We start from the raw sequence: 1,669 nt of genomic DNA on the forward strand, positions 1-1,669 counted from the left end.
CCGTCGAGGTGCGTCAGGTTCCCGTCGGGGTGATCGGCGCGATCGTGCCGTGGAACACGCCGCTGTTCGTCGCCGCGCTGAAGCTCGGTCCCGCCTTGGCCGCGGGCTGCACGGTGGTGCTCAAGCCCGCGCCCGATGCCCCGCTCGGATTCGGCGTGCTGATGGAGGCGATCGAGGAAGCCGGGTTCCCAGACGGAGTCGTCAACGTCGTCAACGGCGGCGCCGCGACCGGGGAGAGGCTGACCGAACATCCGGGTGTGGACAAGATCAGCTTCACCGGCTCGACGGCCGTCGGCGCCAGGATCGCGGCGTCGTGTGGCTCCAGCATCCGCCGCTGCAGCACCGAACTGGGCGGCAAGTCGGCGGCCATCGTGTTGCCCGACGCGCCGCTCGAGACGACGGTCACCGGGTTGGTCGCCGGCGTGATGGGCAACAACGGCCAGCTGTGTGCGGCGCTGACCCGTATCTTGTTGCCGCGCAGCCGCTACGACGAATTCGTGACTGCCCTGACCTCCGCGGTCGCAGGGCTGATCGTCGGAGATCCCGCCGACCGGGCAACCGATATCGGTCCGGTGATCAACGAGGCCGCGCGCGACAGGGTCGAGGGGTTCCTGCGGCGCGCGCCGGGCGAGGGGGCCACCGTTCTGGTCGGAGGCGAGCGACCCGACCGCCCAGGATGGTTCGTCGCCCCCGCGCTCGTCGCGGCGACCAACGACATGGAGATCGCCCGCGAGGAGGTCTTTGGTCCGGTCGCGGTCGTCATCGCCTACGACGACACCGGCCCGGACGACGCCGCCGAGGCGGTGGCCATCGCCAACGACTCCCGCTACGGGCTGGTCGGCGCGGTGTGGTCAGCCGACGAGGAACGCGCTGCGGCGGTGGCGGCCCGGCTGCTGGTCGGTTCAGTGGCCGTCAACTCGACCGCCGTCCTCGACTTCGCCAGCCCGTTCGGCGGCTTCAAGCAATCCGGCATCGGCCGCGAAGGGGGCCCTGAGGGGATCGCCGGCTTCGTCGAATATCAGGCCATCATCCGATAGGGCCGGAAGGGATTTCAGTGCAGACCCAAGCAGCGGTCCTGTTCGAACGCAACACGCCGTGGTCGATCGAGACCATCGAGCTCGACGAGCCGAAGGCCACCGAGGTACTGATCGAGCTGCACGCCTCGGGCATGTGCCACTCCGACGACCACCTGGTCACCGGCGACATGCCGATCCGACTCCCCTGCATCGGCGGGCACGAGGGCGCCGGCGTGGTCAAGTCCGTCGGTGAGCACGTGTCATGGCTAACGCCGGGCGACCACGTGGTGTTCAGCTTCATCCCGTCGTGTGGCCGGTGCCCCTCGTGCTCGACGGGCCATCAGAGCCTGTGCGATCTGGGCGCAAAGATCTACTCGGGCATGCAGATTCACGACGGCACCGCTCGCCATCATCTTCGCGCTGGCGGCGACCTTGCACTGGCCTGCGGCGTCGGCTCGTTTGCGCACCACACCGTGGTGCACGAGGCCAGCTGCGTCAAGATCCCGGAGCACTTTCGCCTCGACCTGGCCTGTCTTCTGGGCTGCGGCTTCATCACCGGTTGGGGATCATCGGTCTACGCCGCCGACGTCCGGCCGGGCGACACGGTGGCCATCGCCGGGGTCGGTGGCATCGGCGCCGCGGCGGTGCAGGGC

The 1,669-nt window shown here is 69.4% G+C and carries 2 protein-coding genes; both read left to right on the forward strand.

Going from position 1 to position 1,669, the window contains the following annotated elements; genetic code table 11:
* Nucleotides 1-1,037: aldehyde dehydrogenase family protein (locus WAN71_RS11755; RefSeq protein ID WP_422225495.1), on the forward strand; the 1,037-nt coding region annotated here is incomplete at its 5' end.
* Between the two features lie 17 nt (nt 1,038-1,054).
* On the forward strand, nt 1,055-1,669 hold a 615-nt coding region (locus tag WAN71_RS11760), incomplete at its 3' end, for an alcohol dehydrogenase catalytic domain-containing protein (protein ID WP_422225496.1).

Source organism: Mycobacterium sp. (assembly GCF_049280035.1).
Taxonomy (GTDB): domain Bacteria; phylum Actinomycetota; class Actinomycetes; order Mycobacteriales; family Mycobacteriaceae; genus Mycobacterium.